Consider the following 16,674-nt stretch of genomic DNA (forward strand, 5'->3'; position numbering starts at 1 on the left):
TATTCTTCTTACTCTGGTATTACTTCTCTGCTGCCTTCTGCATATTCAAAATAGTCATCCTTCCAAAGAACACAGCAGTTATATCCAGTGCTTCTATATCTGATTCCATCAATTCCTATTTCCTTGCAACATGATGCAACATAATTAGGAAGTAGATATTCATGTACTGTTTTACCCGTTTCATTTTCTACGGTAAATCTCATATGCTCAATGAAACGATTTGTTTTCTTTGCTTCTCCTGACAAATCCAATAATTTAACAGGTTTTACAGCTTTGAGCCCGATTACTTGCACACGAGGTTTTGTTCCTCCACTGTGCTTATAGATTTCCTTTAATGCACCTTCCTTATCTTCGGCGATATAATAGCAACTTCTTCCTACCTCATTATAGCGACCGTGTGCTGAAACATTTGTAGGTGCTTTCATCATCTCAGAATCATGATATGGACGCTGATGTTCGCCTAATATCCTTGCATGGTAATATGTAATGTCCTCAAAACTGATGAAATGATTCCAGTTCTTAAGTATTTCAAATATCCTGGCACCTACCGGATGTTGTAACGCAAATGCATAATTTTGTTCCAGTTTACTTTCAAAAGATACTAAGCTATCAAGCGAAAATTCTTCAAACAGTTCCAGTGAGCTTTCTACCACAGTAATCTGATCTGCTGATAACTTAACGTCTGGAGAGTCTTTATGGTAAAAGTCCTTTTCTTTCGGATCAAACCAAATTTTATCAGACTGCAACAGCTTTTTGGCAGTCGTTTTGGTCAAAGATTTTAATACTTTTTTACTGCCTAGCGGCAATTCCAAGTCAGCATAATTTGGCAGCATCCTTACTACAGCAAAATTCTGTGCTGCAATACTACGCTCTAGCACATCATTTAAAGCATGCGCATTATCCCACTGTGATGTCAATCCACCTATATAATCAGAAATGGCAGACAATCCGCTGCCCATTGCTTGAACATTACCTTCAAACTGTGTCCGAAACTCTCGCAATTCAGGTGTTATTGTTGCCGCCTCCAATGCAGCAAGAACATCTGAGTTAAATGGATTTATATCTCGATAGGGCTGCATAGCCGTAGCTACAGCATTCAATGTTCCTGTCATAGAACTCATGGCATCATCTGGAACTAATGTTTGCGCCACAGAAGATAAAGATGCGGTTGCAGCGGCAAGCCCCAAACTATTTTGCTCCATCAAATTATGATATGGTTGTATGGCATCCTGCAATGGTTGCAATGCTTGAATAAGCGGTGCCTGTTGTACTCTTATTTGTTCTGCAACACTGGCCGTCACCTGCATTGTTGGCGTGTTCAGAATGCATGCTTCCCGTTCTTCCATTCTTTTTATGGCTTTATCATAGGCTGTTTCTGAAGGATGAATGGAATCCTCATCTGATTTTTTTGTCATTCATATCCCTCTATTTATTTTCAAAGGTTTTTCCTATATTTTTCTCACATCTCAGCCAATCATCGAATTCCTGATTCGTAGATTGTTGCCTGCTGCTCACCACGGAGAGGTGTGTGATATTATTCGAGCAGCGTAGGGAGCTACCGCTCCCATTATATCACAAGTCTGTAAATAAATCAGCCTTGTACACGCCTTTTTCCAACATGTTTTTAAAGCTGTCCTTTACGGCTGCGGCATCCTCATGATAGGTCATGCCATACCAGGTATCGTTGGTTTTCAGGACCTTCACAGACATCTTGCCTTCATTCAGCAGTTCACCGATGAAGATGGGGATCAGATACTCGGCTTTCAATGGATTACCCGGTACTTCTTTCTCGAAGAACTCCTTGAAGCCCTCCTCCAGCACATCCAAGAACTCTGGTGTTAATCCCCACATATTCATGGATACCAGAGAATCCACATCAACAACCACGCCATCTGCTTCCGCTCCATCCGCAGTCTTTATAATATTCTTGGTTTCCACAACCTCGGTCAGGTTGTTCTGCTCATCCATTTTGCAGATACCACGGGTCACGCCGCCGTTATCAGACAGTGTGTTCTTCAGCACAAAGCCTGCCATACAGGATTTGCCTCCGTTCACCAGATACTCATGGACAGCCTTGAAGCCTTCCTTGCCATAATAATCGTCTGCATTAATGACGATGAACGGAGTTTTAATTACGTCCTTCGCTGCAAGCACAGCCTGACCGGTTCCCCACGGCTTTGTACGGCCTTCTGGAAGAGTTCCCGGAATATCCTTGATATCCTGAAATGCGTAGTCCACAGTTACATTATGAGAAGAGCAAATGGAGGCAATGCGATCACCGATAACCTCTTTGAACTCTTTCTCGATATCCTTACGGATGATAAATACTACATGATTGAAACCAGCTTCAATCGCATCATGGATTGAGTAGTCCATGATGATGTGGTTGGCATCATCGACCGGCTCCAACTGTTTTATTCCTGTTCCAAATCGGCTGCCGATACCAGCAGCCATGATAAGTAATGTTGTTTTCATAACCTCTTTTCTCTCTTTCGTTTAAAATTACAAAACCATAAATTATTTTTTGTTGCCGAGTTCTTCCATGTATTTTTTAGCATCCTTCATAAAGCTGACCGCAATCATCACGATTACCGCACCAATCGGAAATGCCGCCACAATACTCACCGACTGAAGATTATTCATAGAGCTTTCTGCAAACAGCAAAGCAATCGGAAGCAAAATCAGCAGAATACACCACATCAACTGAATGCCTTTATTCGGCTGCTCGCCATCCTCCAATGTGTGATAGCTATAGCAGGATGCTGTCAAAGCAATCGAATCAAAAGAGGTCGCATAGAAGGCAATCATCGTCAACAACACAACTACCATGATAACAGGTGCACCGGGCATTGTCTTGATGATAGACACAATCATGCCATATAGATCTCCGCTTTCCAGATACTGTGCAATAAAGTCAGCCTTTCCAGTGACCTGCATTCCCATAGAGTAGTTACCAAGTACGATAAAACTTGTCAACGTAGAGCCAACACCAAATACATAGCCACCAAGGATTGTCTGACGTACTGTTCTGCCACGAGAAATGCTGCCGATAAAGAACGGAGCTGCCACGCACCATACCATCCAGTAAGCCCAATAGTAGATTGTCCAGTTCTGCGGGAAGTTCGATGTACGGAGCGGGTCAGTGAACGTAGACAGATCAACAAAGTTCTGGATCATTCGTCCAAGGGAAGAAAAACCGGTTTCAATAATATACCGTGTTTCTCCACCAAACAGCAGAACAAACGCAATCAGGCCAAAGAACATATAAATGCAAATGTTTGCCAACTTGCTGATTCCCTTAAATCCATGCAGCAAGGAATATGTATATACAGCGCAGGTAATCAGAAGAATAATAATGTTGATTACAGTACGACTAACGGCAACATGGAACAGTTCACTGATAATGGTTGCCATAAGCGGTGTTGCTACACTAAAAGTGGTAGCAGTACCAGCAAGGAGGGCAAACACAGCTAACAGATCAATAATGCGACCTGCCCAGCCATCGGTATACTTTCCAAGAATCGGACGGCAAGCCTCTGAATACTTCTGACGGTTTCTTTTTCTTACATGAAGCATAAAACCAAAGGCAACGGCCAGTACCAGATAAAATCCCCAAGGAATAAAGCTCCAATGGAACAGAGGATATACGCCTGCCCAATCCTGAATGCTTCCCATTTCTGCCAGATGAGGATCCGTCGCATACAGCACCCATTCCGAGAACGAATAGAACAAAATATCTGCTGCAAGGCCACAGGTAAACATCATTGAGCCCCACGCAAAGAAAGGATACTTTGGCTTTTCATTCGGCTCGCCAAGAACAATATTTCCATACCTCGACCCTGCAATATACAAAGACAAAATAAAAATTCCAAGTCCAATAACCAAATAGTATGTACCAAATGTATCACCAAAGAAGAAACGGATCTGACTCAGTACGGCATTCGATTGTTCCGGCGCAAAAAAGAATAGAATACATAATGCAATTACAATTGCCAAAGGAACCAGTGTTATCATCCAGTCTATTTTCCCATGTTTTTTTTTCGTATTCATTTACTTCTCCTCCACATATTTTTTATAGCTGGCATCCAAAGCAATTAGCTCGCTCAGATTATCCACCTCTATAATATCGTCCCTATTCATAGGACGGATACCCAATTGATACTCCTCCGGGTAACAGAACATCGCCACATCATCCCAGTAGATTTGCCGATTCTTCTTTTGTTCAAACTCGATTTCCAGATGATGTTTCAGTCTCTTTCCATCCTCTGCGGTCCAGCGGGAAATACTGTACAGCTGCCATCCGCCTTTTCCACCTGTCCGACTGCATGCTGTAACAATGCCATTCTCAACAGTCTGAAGCCACTCATCCGTTTCACCATCTGTCCAAACACTGTTATAACCAGAGCGTTCAAATTCCGGTGCAAGAATTTCAGGATTATAAATAATCTGATCGCCATCCAGAATAATCGCATTTTCAATGTAATCTCTTGCCACGTAAAGCGATGCAATGTTATTACAGGTATCATAGTAAGAATTTTCAATCAGCTTAACACCAGGATACTCCTTTTCAAGTGTCACAAACTGCTCTTTCAGATATCCTACAACAACATAAATCTCATTGATTCCGTTTTTATGTAGTCCATCAATCACAGTATCAATCATCCGCGTCCCATTCACTTTGACCAGCGGTTTCGGTGTTGTCAGCGTTACTGGGTGCATTCGATTTCCCAATCCCGCCGCCATAATAATAGCTCTTTCTACTTTTGGCATTTACTTTTCCTCCCCTTGTTTTTTCAGTTCCTCTTGAACAATTCGGTAGTAATCCTTTGCATATCGGTACTGTCGAAGAGAATACTCGCCAAACTCCACACCAAGATTGCGCTTGTATTCACACCAGTTGCTCCACAGCAAACCACAGGCTGCAATGTAGCAATAAATTTTGATTCTGGTTGCATCATTACACCCCTCTGTAAAATAAGCAGCAATCAGTCGATCCACCTGCCGCTTATTGTAAAGTGAGTAAATACAGAACATTGCTACATCCACATGAGGATCTTGCATTCCTGCATACTCCCAGTCAATCAGACGAATTTCTTCTTTTCCATCTTTCTCCACAAACAGGAAATTATCCGGAACTGCATCAATATGTGTCAGGACTTTTTCCTCGATGTGAGTATCAATATAAGGTTTCAGTGACAGAACGTTTGCTTTCGTTTTTTCGTAATCCTTATATATAGAAGGTGTTCCCTCCCACAGTGTTTCATAAAATTCCATCTGACCGAAAATATCAAATTCATGATTCACTTTTAGCTTCATTTCATGGAAGTATCGCAGCCGTTTCATGCACCTTTTGACATCTTCGTAGTTCGATGGATCACATACTCTGGCTCCTTCCAGAAATTCCGTAATCTTATAGCCATTTTCCGGGTTGATATATGCAATATCATCACAGATATGCTTTCCATCAATCGTTTGGTAAACTGCAGCTTCTTCTCGGCGGTTAATCAACTGATCGGTTCCTTCTCCCGGAATACGCATGATATATTTCTTTCCTTTGCAAGTAAATAGGAAAGATCGATTCGTCATACCCTTTTTAAGAACTGTAATATCTTTAACTTCTTCTGGCTTTGCTCCCAAGGCTGTACAAATCACCTGAATTGCATCTGTTTTCAGCTGGTTGGAATCGCTGTCAATTTCTCGTAATTGCTCATAGGTGTTAATTTCCACAACGTCTGCAGAATGAACCACCCGAGCTGCTACGATCATCCGGTCTTTATTATAAAGTGCTTCCTCCCAGAACGCTCCGTCATATCGCTGATTTTTGCAAAGTTCATCAATGCGTTCTGCAACGGTGTCTGCATCCTCTTTCACCAAATAGCAGATACCAATCATTGCATTGCCGCCAGAACTTTCTGGCACAGCCACAAGTTCCATTTTACGGTTAACTCGGACGTTACTTTCGTTGTCCACAAGATCGCTGACCATATACCACGAATACAACTCATGTTGATGGAAGGGATTTCGGTCGCACCAAATATCGCATGGGATAATGTACGCATTCTCCAGATGCTCTTTTACAAGTTTAACTGAATGCAGATTATTCTTTGCCGCGTAATCTGCATTTACTACTAGCTCTATGCCATACTCATCCATCAAATACTCGTATTTTTCTTTCATGAAGCCAACAACTACATAGATTTCTTTAATTCCAACTTCATGAAGTTGCTTAATGATACGCTCAATGAGCGGTTCTCCGTTGACTTCCAAGAGACCTTTTGGCATCTCCGTATTGATTGGAACCATGCGCATTCCAAAGCCTGCTGCCAAGATAATAGCCCGCTGCGGGGTTTTCTGCTTAAACTCAGTGATGGCTTTCATGGTAGGGCGAATCGAATCGTCCAGGTAATCAGCTTTAATAAGCTCCTTGAGTGAACGATTAACTACTCCTAATGAATGTCCTGACACTTCTGCTAAAATCCGTTGGTTGATGAAAGGTTCCAACAAAAGTGCGTTCAAAATGTCACTCTCCTGTTTGTTCATGTATGAATCTCCTCTTATTTTCGTGAACATCATGCCAATCCAATCCCAAAGTCACTTGAGATTGGCGTATATCTTAGCGTCGATAGACTTTATATTCGTGATGAGGAACTCGTTCCTCTGCCGGTGGAAGTTTCATATAATCGCCGTAATGACATTTTAAGAATTCATCATAACCAACCGGAACTTTTACCTTAAGATTTTCAAAATCCATATAGATATAATCTTCAAACCATTTCTTTTCATATAGGGTAAGCCCAGAATCCCAAGTCATTTCCGCAATATATCGACTTTTCTTTATGTCATATAAGTTTTTAAAGTTTTCCATTTTATCCAAGAAATACTTGGATCCTCGAATTTTTGCATAACTTCTAACAACATACTTTGCCACTGAGCGATACCATTTATGATATGTCGATTTTGTATAATGATCATCAGCACTCCACAATGTGACTCGGAACAAATCACTCTTTTTCTTTTTCACTCGTCGAATTACTTGCTCTGCATCTGACCCTGCACCATCAAGAGGATAAATATCAATAAAAACTCCTGAATCATAGCCTTGAACGTTTTCATATACAGCACGATAGTCCATATTATTAAGTCGCGCTATATTATATGGATAGTTTTTTTCATTTTCTCGTGTGAGAAGTTTATATGGTTTCATTTCATCTTGGTGGTGTATACAATAGTCACAAAACTTCTCATAATCATCCCGTAGCATAACGACATCAAAATCGTCATCCCATGGAATAAACCCCTTATGACGAACAGCCCCAATCAGCGATCCGTATGCAACGTAGTAATTCACTCCAACTGCATCACAAATCTGTATTAACTTCTCAACTAATTTTAAAGTAACACTATGAACATCTTCTATTGTAAGTTCGTTTTCGTTGCAATAATCTCCCATTTTCACTTTCTCCTTGCTATACTCAAAACTTGATTTCTAATTTCTTTTGCGAGCTCATTTTTCGCCAGGGATAAATACAGCCACGTTAAGCAACAGTATATTACTCCACCAATTAAGACAAGCACAATCAAACTTAAAACTGTACCATCGAGTCTCTTTTTTGCTGTATATACTACTCCATACATCACCATGCCAATAAAAATAAACATCCAGCAATTTTGAAAATACTTTTTTAGAGGAAGTTCCTTACGAACATAAAAAAGTTGAATACTCATTAAGACAACTTCTGAACACAGCGTTCCAACAACTGCACCAAATGCACCAAATTTTGGAATTGTAATTAAATTAATAAAAAAATTTACAATAGCACCAGCGATAAGCGAAACGGTATACTCTTTATCCCTCGCATTCGGAATCAAAAACTGAGATCGAATAACGCTTCCAATAACAGAAAACAAAACTGCTGGAGCAAGGCCTTGAATCAGTAATCCACAAGTTCGAAATTCTTCTCCCCAAAACACAACCGAAAAGACATCTGCTACTGCTGCCATTCCAAATGCAAGAGCTGAACCAATTATTACAGTATATGTCATCGACAGCTCAATATAACGCCTGCTTTCATTTATACGATTAGAAGATAACAAATGTGCTGTTCTTGGGAGCATGACTGTGCCAATAGTTGTTATAAACGCTTTCGGAACGCTAATAATTTTATCCGCATTTTCGTAATAACCATTTTGTACCACATTACTTAATCGACCAATCATATACTTATCCATATAAGTAAATACACTAATTGCGAGCACTGGAATAAAAAGGATCCACAACGGTTTAATATTCTTTATCACTTCATCCTTTTTAGGCAGGTAAAAGTCAATATGCTTTTTTACATTTGGCCATAAGGTCATTTGACCAATAAGGGCACCAGCAGAATTTATTAAAACATATTTCCATAAGTCATTTGCATTGCGTACAAATAAAAAAATAGATACAAGTGTTATGATTTTAACCACACTATTACGAACAACTGTAATCTTAAATTCTTCCATACCGCTGAAGAACCATGCGATATCCAGGCCTTTCGTCAAGAGCGACATTGTCAAAATCGCAAATATTACTTTATATTCTTTTGCTATTGCATTGACATAGAAGAAATAGAGCATGAGAACTATAATGAAATTTATCAGCTGACAAGCATAAATGCTCCAAAACTTTTTACTGCACTCTACTCTTGAAGCTCTTACATATGCAATTTCTCTGTTGCCGTAATTTTCAACTCCCAAAACAATAAACATTCCAAAATAGAACACTATTGAATTAGTCCAAGAGGCTATTCCAATATTTTCTGCACCAAGTGTTCTTGCCAAATATGGGGATGTTATAAGTGGAACAATAATAGCCAATAATTGGTATAAAAAATTATATGCAAAATTCTTTTTTAGGCTTTTTTCTTTCATCGTTCTTTTATACCTTTTCTTCGAGATAGAGCTGCTTTAGGTGCTGATATACCGTATCTTTTTTTTCAAACTTCTCTTCTGCAAACTTATAACTCAATTTATGAATACTTGACATTTCCATAAGTTGATTGAAACGTCTTTTGTCGTATATGTCGAATAACTCATTCTGCAAAATATGGGGTGGTTGACAACTGTATGCAGGAATTTTTTTCCACTCTTCAGGTTTAATTTCCGCAACAATCATAAAGAACATATGGAAAATATAATAGTTGCATACACTATTGCACTTATTCCAGTAGTCCATTAACATATTTCTTACTGTACTCAAATATGGATTGTTTTTATTTGCTACTATGCACCAATTTGAAATTCCAACATACGAATCAATTGCTTTAAAGTCTTGATAGACAAATAGTCTTTCTTCTCCTTCTAAAATGTGTTCAATTAGATTCTTTGAATTCACAAAAACAGTCGAATCCAGCCAAATTCCTCCATACTTTATTAGCAATTCAAGTCTAATTAAATCGGAAAAATGTGCCGGCTTTATAATTCCCTTTTTCCTTTTGTCTTTTATGAATTTTGGAATTTCAATATACTCATCAATGTTTTTATCGGTAATTACTATTACACTATAATCACTAAATGTTTTTCTTACCGAAGCAATACACATTTTTACAATATCTGGTGCATTCTCCTCACCTTGAAACCAGCATATCCATATTTTTTTAGGAATTGAACTTGTTGACTTAGCAGTCCAGTCTGTTTGATTTACAAGATAGCCGTACTTTTTCTTTAACATCTCATAGTCTGCAATGTCCTTTTTTAACACGCGGCATCTCCAATTAAAATCCACTTTATTGATTGTCATTGTATTGAAAGTATCGCGCACAAAATTTTTAGCACCAATCTGTTTAATTTTCGTTTTCAATTTTGAAACAATCATTTCTTATCTCCAACTCAACATAGTATTATCCAACTTGAAAATATTGACTTTCGATTTTTCAAGCAAGAAAACAGATATGATCAGAAAAAACACCCAGTTAAATGTAATATTATAAAGTAGTCCTTCAAACAAAAATGCGGTAAATAGTACAACATACTTTTTATCAAGTTTTATCGTTTTTACGATGTTTTTCAAATACCAACAATAATATACTACAAAACCAACATATCCATAGGACCACAGCTGATTTACATAATCACATTCAATCGACCATTTGTCACTGTCCGCATAAAAGTTCATCAATTCAGACTGTGCATAGCCAGAACACCCTGGTCCATATCCAAACAGATTGGAAAGAAGGTCATTTTTCATCGTGATTGCAGGAATAGACGTCAAATAATAAAGATGTGTGTTGGCACTTCCCTCTGTTCTGACACGGTTCTTTATATCCAGAAGATCCGTAATCTCCACGACTTTCTTCAAAATACTGTCTATATTTGTCACAAATGCAATTACAATCACCGTAACTGCAACAGCCAAGAATACAACCTTTTTCTTAGATACGGTAGTTTTAAATTTTCCCGTTACCACCAATTCAATAGCAGCACTTACTAATAACCCCATCATCAAAGTTCGGCTTCCTGAGAGAAATCCCAGCACGAAGAAGGCCACCTTGAGATAACTATTTTTCGTGTAAATATACCCAAATGTAATAAGTGGGGCAAAATTTCCTGCATTCCAACATAAACCACTTACTTTTAATCGGCCAAACTGGTATTGAGTAGCATATTCTCCCATCATATGAAATACATCTCTAAATACGATTGTATTTAAATCTTGGCCAATGGCATCAAACACTATCTGTGTATAGCCCCATACCATTTGAACGATTGATGATATGTATACTCCCTTTACATAATATGCCAAATATTGCACTTTTTCTTTTTGTGAAAAAAAGATGTATACTATGATAAGAAAACACAGCTGTACAAAACTTGCTACGATACCACTTGTCCATTTTGCAGGCATCCTTATTGCGCAGATCAAATATGAAATCAGCCAAGTTGCAATAACCGTAGCGAAAGCTCGATCATACCGCTTATCTAACTTCACTCTGCCTTGATTTACCCATCCCACCAAAGCAATCATGCCGAGTATCATAATACACCACACATACATTGTGATGGAGAAAAGGCTGATAATGGGCATAGGCGCTAGTATGCCAAACAGCAATAAAGCCATACTATAGAACTTTTTCTTCTTAAGCATATTGTTTGTCCTCTGAAACCGCGCCCACCATTTACATTAAATTTAGTAATATTTTGAACCGAATAGAAATACTGGTGCGGCCAAATTCTTCTTTTGTATACGGTCTTGTTAAAACTTTCAACCTACTTATTAGACTTTCATTCATATTTGAAATGAGTTTATATTCTTTTTTTTCGTTCTCATTCATTTGACTTTCGAATACATTTAATACCGTTTTTGCGTATTCAGCAGTTGAATAATCTTCTTTATTCCTAATCAGTTTCAACTTTTCTTTAATCCACTTTCCAATTTGAATCTTCTTATGACTATACCCGAGAACGTTATTTCCATGTTGTCGATATAGCACATATGGCGTTTTATCAAAAATCACTTTTCCTGTTATCAGTGCTACATTGATTGCCATGATATCATGCATTCTGATGTTAGAAATATTTACTTTTCGCAGTTCCTGCATTAAAGCCCAATTGAATACCATTGTACACCCTGGAACATTGTTATAGAAAACCGCTCTTACACTATCCTGAACAGGTTGTTCAAGGACAGACGGAATCATAACGTGCAAGTCGGAATCAGTCACTTGATAATCTGAGCACCACAAAACAGGTTGATTTGTTGCGCCAATTTGTTCCGATGCAACGGATAATTTTCCATTAATCCAAACATCATCCTGATCGCAAAAAGCATAGTAATCCGCTTTTGGGCACTCTCTAAGTGCAGTTAAAAAACTTTCTGCTGATCCAACATTTTTCCCTTCATTTACTTCTATTGATACAGCATGTTTTATTCTATAATCTTTTAGAATTTCAATCGTTCTATCCTTTGAGCCATCATCTCGCACATATAAAAAGATGTTTTGGGGAGAGGTGAAGATGCTGTCAAGCTGTTGTTCAATATATTTTTCACCGTTATATGTTGACATTATTACACATATTTTCATTTTTATTTTTCCTAACCTCTATCTGCGCATTCAGTTTTATGGATACAATCCCAAATCGAAAATATACTCATCCGAATAATTCCCATTATTTAGAATATAGCTGAATTTTGATCCCTGTGTCATTGAGCCTACAAAGTATTTACATTTAGCAAGCAGTATCATCTTTGCTAGATACTTTTGTCCTCTCAATTTCTTGTCTTTTTCTAACACATCCGATTTGCTCAGCACATCTTTTCCCTCATAATTTCTTATAAAGGTATCAAAAGAAACGATTCTGATAATATCGCCAAATTCTTTTTTCAAATTGTCGAATATATCGCCATCTTCTGTCACGAGAAAAATCGGTGCATTATATTTGTTTTCAAATTCGTGAATTTTACACTTCATTTGATCAACTGATGGCTGAACATATTCTCCAGACGGTTTCAGCTTTACATAATCTGTTCCACGAATATAAACACCGATGCATTCTGATATATTCAGACTTGTTGCTTCTTTATCGACAATTGATAGCACCTCATCGCTGAAATGAATATGCTCACAAAGCATTTTGCTGCTTTTTTCTCTTATTCTTTTATCAGCGAACACTTTTGCTTCAAATAATCCTTCAGGATCAATCGTTTTAAATGTCCACCCAGACAAATAAACATTTTTACTCTTATAAACTTCATTTTCGGTTAGATTTGATGGCTGTTTAAAAAAGAATTCCCAAACATTATTTTTTCCATCATAATATTGAGTCTTATAATTTTTCCAATCCACATATGGGATATATCCGTTCTTTTGAGCCATGGCAATGTAAAGTAACTGCCTATAAACTAATGAAAGTAGGCCCTCTACTCCATTTTGAAAATCCGGTTTTATTAAATAAATAATATCATTCGGATTCATGCCCCCATATGATATTCTTTTCTGCAGCACATCTCTTCTTGCGAAAAAATAGTATAAATATTTTATATGATACCCTAGTTGTCTATGTTCTCTTTGAAATTTCAGCCCTATTGGCATTTTACTATTCTCCCAATTTCTAAAAGCTCATTAGTCCATTTTAAATTGTTTCCAATTTTAAAAGTTCTTTTGAAAAGTCAATCGGATGTTCTTTCAAATACGCAACAGTCTTTTGTCTCTGCAAAGGATTGTGATACAAGTATTCAATTTTATCCGCCAAAGCTTCTGCACTTAGTTCTGCAACATATCCATTAATACCATCTTGTATCTGCTCTCTCGCTGAGGGAATATCTGAAGACACAATTGGTAAACATAGCGCACGTGCTTCTACTAGCGTAATTACATAGCCCTCATGACGAGATGGTTGAACGTATAAATCACAGTGCTTCATATATGGATATGGATTATCCTTACGCCCAAGAAATACAAATTGATTTTCCAAGTGGTATTCTTCCACTAATTTCTTCAACTTTTCCTCATCTCTGCCACCACCAATAGCATACCATGCAAAATCAATTTTCTTTTTCTTCAAAATATTTGCTGCTTTTACAGCAATGTCATAACCTTTTTGCTCCGTCAGCCGACCAACGGTTACGATATTGAAAACATCCCTAAATGGTACAACCTCATCTTGTTCGGCCTTTCGTTTGATTTCTTCAATATCAATAACATTATAAAATACAGCGGCCTTGTCCTTATAATGCGGATACTCCCTGCAAAACGCATCAACAACCGCTTGGGACACACCGTAAACCTTGTCATACTTGCACAAGTATTTCTGAACACTTTTCAGCCAGTAGAGTTTTTCATCATGGAGCCATGTTGCCTTTTTCTTGGCTTGTATTTTTGTCGCCAAGAACGCAGTCACAAATGAACCATATCCATAAAAATCAATAGCAATATCGTAAGTCTTTTCAAATACATTTGTTACTCTACTCGCGATAAAATCGTAGTATGGAATGTAATAATTAACTGACAGCTTCTTCAATACCTTTGCTGGAAAAGCATACATTGACACAAGTGATTTTGCAAAAGAACTATTAAAAGTCAGCTGAACAATATTAACTCTCTTTTTTAGACGATAAGCATATTCACTATCCAAATCAAGCAATACAAGTGTTACATTATAATGTTCTTCGGGAAGTGCATTAATTAATTCTATCAAAGCCACTTCAGATCCACCGCCGCCCAGCGACTTTGCCATTATCAATAACTCTTTCATCGATTCTCCTCGCAATATAATTCGTCTACCAGCTTCTCTAGTTCTTCATTAAATTTCGCATTATTGCTGCTCATGCCATGTCCCATACCTGCAACGATCTGGTCATAGTTCGTGATAATATCTCCCAGCGTATTGATGTCTTCCACTGGAATAATCGTTCCCATCCTCTGCGCCACATTTCTTGCAAACTCAACCTGATGGTCGTTCACATGCTCATTGAACTGATGTTGACGCGGCACAACGATGGGCGTTTTTCCAATCTGTAGCGGCATGATAAAACTTGCTGGGCCACCATGTGTAATTACAATCCGGGCATCGGCTACATTCTTGACCATCTGTTGATATGGAATCAGCTTGCTCCACTGGCAGTATTTCGGCTCATATGTACTAAAGCCCGTTTGGATAATCACATCATCTTTGATAATGCCATCGCGTTTCAGCTCATCTACTTTTTGAATCAGTCGATTAAATGGCTGTTCGTGTGTTCCTACCGTCACAAAAATCATTACTTCCTACCCCTACTTAGAAAATGCTGCCAAGGTTAACCGCTTTCGGATAAACCTTTTTCTGCTCTTCCCACTGCACAACAAACTTGTCCACAATGGGATAAACCATCTTTCCCGTCATAGTCGGCTTATCAATTCGGTCAAAGACTTCGATATAAACCAGCTTTGCGCCCATCATCTTTCCAATGTAGAAAAATGGAACCGCAACTGCTGCACCACAAGAAATGATTAAATCTGGCTTTTCCTTATGCAGTACATCCCACGCAATTTTGGTATTCTTAATGAGTGCTTTAATACTGCGGTTTGTCGGGAAATAGCAAGGATAAACCTTTTCTCCTTCTAAAAGGCTTCTCGCATCTTCCTTATCGAATGTCACCCAAAAGCGATTTTTATCCTTCCAAAAAGGCTTCAACATATAAAGGTGGGTCAAATGTCCGCCAGATGAGCCAACAAGACAAACCTTCATATTTTTCTCTGTCACATTTTTTGTTTTCATTTTATTTCTCCCCGGTATGTTGTTCTTCCTTGTACGACAACAAGCCTGTATATAGATTGCCGCAGCAATCTATACGCAGGCTCGCCTTCGTACCTCCTTATTCTGTTTTCTGCTCTATCAGCTTTCGCTGTGGTGGGTTAAGTATAGAGCGCAACCAGAAGCCATTAGCATCTGAAATCACGCTGGCCGTAACGCACCATGACAGGCAGAAACAGGTTGAGGTGAAAAGGTCAAGCCGCATAAACCCGCATGAAATCAGGCTTTTCTCTGGTTGTCCATATTATTTCACACTCCCCACCGAGAATCGGAGGCTGGGAAATGGAGAACACATAATCCATCTTTCCGACCTTGAAGGTCGCACCCATTGCTCCAAAGAAATAGGAGACAATGTTCTTCACACGGCTCTTCTTATTGGTCTTGCTGAACTCCGGCACGCGGATTCTCAGCACCTTTACGCCGTTGATTTCTTCTTCGTAATATTTCTGTGTCTTGTATTTATCTTCAATGGTTCCTAAATAGCTGGGAACCACACAAATGACTGTGATGTTGAACTTATCCAGCATGCCCTCCGCCAGTTCACGGAGGATCTGCCCCGTTGACGCAGTATCTGGAATATAGTAATGAGCATAAATCAGGAGGTTCTTCTTATTTGGCATTCCGCTATATTCATCTTACAAATTGTTGTTCATGTATATTTTCGACTGGCGCTTAATCTATTAGTACTCTACACCCGCCATTTCACGGTTTTGTATGTTACCGTGTTTCTTACTCCCCATGCCCCAGCAGGCACACCTTGAATGTCTTAAAAATAATCTTCCAATCCACCCAGAAGCTGCGCTCCTTGACATACTTCACGTCCAGGTCCATCCATTCCTCAAAAGAGAGGTCATTGCGGTGCGGAGCGATTTGCCAATAGCAGCTCAGGCCGGGAGTCACATATAGACGCTGCTTTTCGTAGTCGCCGTACTGCTCCACCTCGCGAGGAAGTGCCGGGCGGGGGCCAACTATGCTCATATCGCCCTTCAGGATGTTCCACAACTGGGGCAGCTCATCGAGGCTGGTCTTGCGGATAAACTTGCCCACACGGGTAATGCGCGGGTCGTCCTTGATCTTGAACACAGGGCCATCCATCTCGTTCTTGTCCAGAAGGTCGTCCAGTTTTGCCTCTGCGTTGGGGCACATAGAGCGGAACTTATAGAACTTGAAGGGTTTTCCGTCGCGTCCAATGCGTTCCTGCGAAAAAATCGGGCCTGCGGACGGATCATCTATCACAATGGCAATCGCCGTGCCCAGCATCAATGGTGACAGCACTACCAAAGCAGCAGCGGACAAAATCACATCCTGCGCACGGCGGACGAACCAATACAGCCGATGGTCGCGCAGATTTTCTTTCCGGTCAATTTCAACTTTCTTCTCAATTCCAGTCGTATTCGTAGCCATTTTTTC

At 39.1% G+C, this 16,674-nt stretch carries 16 protein-coding genes; all 16 read right to left on the reverse strand.

Annotation, left to right across the window (positions count from 1 at the left end; genetic code table 11):
• Positions 1-8: 8 nt before the first annotated feature.
• Positions 9-1,415, reverse strand: a complete 1,407-nt coding sequence (locus I5P96_RS08020) for an RES family NAD+ phosphorylase (protein ID WP_223381502.1) — start codon at positions 1,413-1,415, stop codon at positions 9-11.
• A gap of 157 nt (positions 1,416-1,572) precedes the next feature.
• On the reverse strand, positions 1,573-2,475 hold the full coding sequence (locus I5P96_RS08025; RefSeq protein ID WP_223381504.1) for a sugar phosphate nucleotidyltransferase: 903 nt from the start codon (positions 2,473-2,475) through the stop codon (positions 1,573-1,575).
• A gap of 42 nt (positions 2,476-2,517) precedes the next feature.
• Positions 2,518-4,050 carry a BCCT family transporter gene (locus tag I5P96_RS08030; protein WP_223381506.1) on the reverse strand — a complete coding sequence of 511 codons (1,533 nt, stop codon included), beginning with the start codon at positions 4,048-4,050 and terminating at the stop codon, positions 2,518-2,520.
• Positions 4,051-4,770: an NTP transferase domain-containing protein gene (locus I5P96_RS08035; RefSeq protein WP_223381507.1), complete on the reverse strand. Its 720-nt coding sequence runs from the start codon at positions 4,768-4,770 to the stop codon at positions 4,051-4,053.
• The gene (locus I5P96_RS08040) at positions 4,771-6,540 is read right to left on the reverse strand and encodes an NTP transferase domain-containing protein (protein WP_223381509.1); all 1,770 of its coding nucleotides are present in this window, start codon (positions 6,538-6,540) and stop codon (positions 4,771-4,773) included.
• 73 nt (positions 6,541-6,613) lie between these two features.
• Positions 6,614-7,450: a phosphorylcholine transferase LicD gene (locus I5P96_RS08045; protein ID WP_223381511.1), complete on the reverse strand. Its 837-nt coding sequence runs from the start codon at positions 7,448-7,450 to the stop codon at positions 6,614-6,616.
• Between the two features lie 2 nt (positions 7,451-7,452).
• On the reverse strand, positions 7,453-8,907 hold the full coding sequence (locus tag I5P96_RS08050; RefSeq protein WP_223381513.1) for a flippase: 1,455 nt from the start codon (positions 8,905-8,907) through the stop codon (positions 7,453-7,455).
• Between the two features lie 7 nt (positions 8,908-8,914).
• Complete coding sequence (locus I5P96_RS08055; RefSeq protein WP_223381515.1) at positions 8,915-9,850, reverse strand: capsular polysaccharide synthesis protein; 936 nt, start codon at positions 9,848-9,850, stop codon at positions 8,915-8,917.
• A gap of 3 nt (positions 9,851-9,853) precedes the next feature.
• Positions 9,854-11,119: a hypothetical protein gene (locus I5P96_RS08060; RefSeq protein WP_223381517.1), complete on the reverse strand. Its 1,266-nt coding sequence runs from the start codon at positions 11,117-11,119 to the stop codon at positions 9,854-9,856.
• Between the two features lie 31 nt (positions 11,120-11,150).
• Positions 11,151-12,056, reverse strand: coding sequence for a glycosyltransferase family 2 protein (locus tag I5P96_RS08065; RefSeq protein WP_223381519.1), 906 nt, complete (start codon positions 12,054-12,056; stop codon positions 11,151-11,153).
• 36 nt (positions 12,057-12,092) lie between these two features.
• Entirely contained in the window at positions 12,093-13,064 is a 972-nt protein-coding gene (locus tag I5P96_RS08070) for a hypothetical protein (protein ID WP_223381521.1), read from the reverse strand.
• Positions 13,065-13,104: 40 nt separating this feature from the next.
• Positions 13,105-14,226 carry a glycosyltransferase gene (locus I5P96_RS08075; protein WP_223381523.1) on the reverse strand — a complete coding sequence of 374 codons (1,122 nt, stop codon included), beginning with the start codon at positions 14,224-14,226 and terminating at the stop codon, positions 13,105-13,107.
• Positions 14,223-14,732, reverse strand: a complete 510-nt coding sequence (locus I5P96_RS08080; RefSeq protein WP_223381525.1) for a glycosyltransferase — start codon at positions 14,730-14,732, stop codon at positions 14,223-14,225. The genes I5P96_RS08075 and I5P96_RS08080 overlap by 4 nt, the downstream gene beginning before the upstream one ends.
• 16 nt (positions 14,733-14,748) lie before the next feature.
• On the reverse strand, positions 14,749-15,228 hold the full coding sequence (gene pssD / locus I5P96_RS08085) for a PssD/Cps14F family polysaccharide biosynthesis glycosyltransferase (protein ID WP_347475394.1): 480 nt from the start codon (positions 15,226-15,228) through the stop codon (positions 14,749-14,751).
• Between the two features lie 230 nt (positions 15,229-15,458).
• Positions 15,459-15,884 (reverse strand): hypothetical protein, encoded by a 426-nt coding sequence (locus I5P96_RS08090; RefSeq protein WP_223381527.1) that lies wholly within the window; start codon positions 15,882-15,884, stop codon positions 15,459-15,461.
• 109 nt (positions 15,885-15,993) lie between these two features.
• Positions 15,994-16,668, reverse strand: a complete 675-nt coding sequence (locus tag I5P96_RS08095; RefSeq protein ID WP_223381529.1) for a sugar transferase — start codon at positions 16,666-16,668, stop codon at positions 15,994-15,996.
• Between the last annotated feature and the right edge of the window lie 6 nt (positions 16,669-16,674).

Origin of the sequence: Faecalibacterium prausnitzii (assembly GCF_019967995.1) — a bacterium.
Taxonomy (GTDB): Bacteria; Bacillota; Clostridia; order Oscillospirales; family Ruminococcaceae; genus Faecalibacterium; species Faecalibacterium prausnitzii_E.

Coding starts and splice junctions, on each gene's coding strand:
- I5P96_RS08020 (WP_223381502.1), bottom strand. CDS start 1,415: ATGACAAAAAAATCAGATGAGGATTCCATTCATCCTTCAGAAACAGCC.
- I5P96_RS08025 (WP_223381504.1), bottom strand. CDS start 2,475: ATGAAAACAACATTACTTATCATGGCTGCTGGTATCGGCAGCCGATTT.
- I5P96_RS08030 (WP_223381506.1), bottom strand. CDS start 4,050: ATGAATACGAAAAAAAAACATGGGAAAATAGACTGGATGATAACACTG.
- I5P96_RS08035 (WP_223381507.1), bottom strand. CDS start 4,770: ATGCCAAAAGTAGAAAGAGCTATTATTATGGCGGCGGGATTGGGAAAT.
- I5P96_RS08040 (WP_223381509.1), bottom strand. CDS start 6,540: ATGAACAAACAGGAGAGTGACATTTTGAACGCACTTTTGTTGGAACCT.
- I5P96_RS08045 (WP_223381511.1), bottom strand. CDS start 7,450: ATGGGAGATTATTGCAACGAAAACGAACTTACAATAGAAGATGTTCAT.
- I5P96_RS08050 (WP_223381513.1), bottom strand. CDS start 8,907: ATGAAAGAAAAAAGCCTAAAAAAGAATTTTGCATATAATTTTTTATAC.
- I5P96_RS08055 (WP_223381515.1), bottom strand. CDS start 9,850: ATGATTGTTTCAAAATTGAAAACGAAAATTAAACAGATTGGTGCTAAA.
- I5P96_RS08060 (WP_223381517.1), bottom strand. CDS start 11,119: ATGCTTAAGAAGAAAAAGTTCTATAGTATGGCTTTATTGCTGTTTGGC.
- I5P96_RS08065 (WP_223381519.1), bottom strand. CDS start 12,056: ATGAAAATATGTGTAATAATGTCAACATATAACGGTGAAAAATATATT.
- I5P96_RS08070 (WP_223381521.1), bottom strand. CDS start 13,064: ATGCCAATAGGGCTGAAATTTCAAAGAGAACATAGACAACTAGGGTAT.
- I5P96_RS08075 (WP_223381523.1), bottom strand. CDS start 14,226: ATGAAAGAGTTATTGATAATGGCAAAGTCGCTGGGCGGCGGTGGATCT.
- I5P96_RS08080 (WP_223381525.1), bottom strand. CDS start 14,732: ATGATTTTTGTGACGGTAGGAACACACGAACAGCCATTTAATCGACTG.
- pssD (WP_347475394.1), bottom strand. CDS start 15,228: ATGAAAACAAAAAATGTGACAGAGAAAAATATGAAGGTTTGTCTTGTT.
- I5P96_RS08090 (WP_223381527.1), bottom strand. CDS start 15,884: ATGCCAAATAAGAAGAACCTCCTGATTTATGCTCATTACTATATTCCA.
- I5P96_RS08095 (WP_223381529.1), bottom strand. CDS start 16,668: ATGGCTACGAATACGACTGGAATTGAGAAGAAAGTTGAAATTGACCGG.